Here is a 2,534-nt window from a genome sequence, read left to right on the forward strand (position 1 = left end):
GTCGCGGATGTGGTCGAGCGTCATGAGACGTTGCGGACGGTGTATCCGGCGGTGGACGGTACCGGCTACCAGGTCGTCGTGCCTGCCGCGCAGGCGATCCCGGACCTGACGCCGCACGACCTGACCACCGAAGAACTCCCGGACTGGCTGCGCACCTTCGCCGCGGCCGGTTTCGATGTCGCGGCCGAGGTGCCGCTGCGGCTTTCGCTCGCGCGGATCGGCTCCGACGACTACGTGCTCGCCGTCGTCGTGCACCACATCGCGGCCGACGGTACGTCCATAGCCCCGCTGGTGCGTGACCTGATGACCGCCTATGTCGCGCGCGGCGCGGGCGCCGCACCCGGCTGGGCCCCGCTGCCGGTGCAGTACGCGGACTACACGCTGTGGCAGCACGCCGTGCTGGGCGAGGAGAACGATCCCCGCTCCGTGGCCGCGACGCAGATCGCGTTCTGGCGTGACGCTCTCGCGGGCATTCCCGACCGGCTCGACCTTCCCATGGATCGGCCCCGGCCCGCCACGGCCTCCGGGCGCGGCGGCGTCTTCACCTTCACCGTCGACGCATCGATCCGGGCCCGGCTCGACGAACTCGCGCAGGCCCACAACGCCTCGCTGTTCATGGTGGTACACACCGCCTTCGCGGCGTTGCTGGCCCGATTGTCCGGCACCACCGACATCACCATCGGCACCCCGGTCGCCGGTCGCGGCGAGGCCGAACTCGACGATCTGGTCGGCATGTTCGTCAACACACTGGTGTTGCGGACCGCGGTGGACCCGGCGGTCTCGTTCGCCGGACTGCTGGAGACGACCAAGGAACGCGACCTCGCGGCATTCTCGCACGCCGAACTGCCGTTCGAGCGGTTGGTCGAGGTGCTCGATCCGGTGCGGTCGCAGGCGCATCACCCGCTGTTCCAGGTGGCGTTGTTCTTCCAGAACATGGACCGAGCGCAGCTCGAGCTGCCCGGCCTGTCGGTCGGTGCGGTCGACTTCGACGGCGCGGTGGCCAAATTCGATCTACAGCTGACGGTGACGCCGCAGGAAGGCCCGGACGCGGGCTTGGCCGCCATGTTCACCTATGCCACCGATCTGTTCGACGAGAGCTCGATCGCCGAGTTCGCGGCGCGCCTGAACCGGTTGCTGCGCGCGATCGCGGCCGACCCCGATCGCGCACTGGGCGGCATCGACCTGCTCAACGTGGTCGAGCGGGATCGCATCCTGCACGAGTGGAACGACACCCGCTACCCGGCCCGCTCCGAGTTGCTGCTCGACGGCTACCGCCGGGCCGTCGAGGCGCATCCGGACGAGATCGCCGTCGCCTACGAGGGTGTCGAGCTGACGTATCGTGCGTTCGATGCGCGGGTGAATCGGTTGGCGCGGTTGTTGATTTCGCAGGGTGTGGGTGCGGAGTCGTTGGTGGGGTTGGCGGTTCGCCGGTCGTTGGATCTCGTGGTGGGGATGTATGCGATCGTGGCGGCGGGTGGGGCGTATGTGCCGTTGGATCCGGATCATCCGGCCGAACGCATCGCCCACATCCTGGATACCGCTCGCCCCCTCTGCGTCGTGACGACCAGCGCGGACGCGGCGGCGCTGCCCGATGACGTCCAAGCCCTCGCCGTGGACACGCTGGATCTCGACGGTTTCGACGACAGTCCGGTCCGCGCGGAGGAGCTGGTGCGGCCGGTGGCGCCTGCGCACCCGGCGTACGTGATCTTCACGTCGGGGTCGACCGGCCGCCCGAAGGGCGTCGCGGTGTCCCATGCGGCGATCGACAACCAGATTGCATGGATGCTGGCGGAATACCCGCTGGGTCCGGGCGACGTGTACTTGCAGAAGACGGCGACGACGTTCGACGTCTCGCTGTGGGGCTACTTCATGCCGCTGCGCGTGGGCGCGAAGCTGGTCGTCGCCACGCCGGACGGTCACCGCGACCCTGCGTACGTAGCGGAAACCATTGCCGCCCAAGGCGTGACGGTGACCGACTTCGTGCCGTCCATGCTGACGGTCTTCGCCGCGCACACCGCACCCGGTAGCTGCCCGACGCTGAAACACGTCTTCGTGATCGGCGAGGCGCTGCCCCCGGAGACCGTAGGCGCCATGCACGCGGTATCCGACGCCGCCGTGCACAACCTCTACGGCCCCACCGAGGCGGCTGTCTCGGTGACCTACTGGCCCGCGTCGGCGGACGAGCGCACCGTGCCGATCGGTCTGCCGCAGTGGAACACCCGCGTCTACGTCCTGGACTCGTGGTTGCGGCCGGTGCCGGTGGGTGTGCCCGGCGAGTTGTATCTCGCGGGTGATCAGTTGGCGCGCGGCTACGTGCGGCGTCCCGATCTCACCGCCGACCGATTCGTGGCCAACCCGTTCGGACACGGCGAGCGGATGTACCGCACGGGCGACCTCGTCGTGTGGCGCAAGGACGCCGACGACGCGGTGCTGGACTACCTCGGACGCACCGATTTCCAGGTGAAGTTCCGCGGTCAGCGGATCGAGCTGGGCGAGATCGAGACGGCGCTGCTGGCGCAGCCCTCGGTGAGCCA

General features: G+C 69.0%; 1 protein-coding gene. It reads left to right on the forward strand.

Annotated features, from left to right (window positions below; genetic code table 11):
* The coding region (locus ACFU5M_RS34330) for an amino acid adenylation domain-containing protein (RefSeq protein WP_379055765.1) at nt 1-2,534 on the forward strand (2,534 nt) is incomplete at both ends.

The sequence above is a fragment of the Nocardia sp. NPDC057455 genome (assembly GCF_042802775.1).
Taxonomy (GTDB): domain Bacteria; phylum Actinomycetota; class Actinomycetes; order Mycobacteriales; family Mycobacteriaceae; genus Nocardia.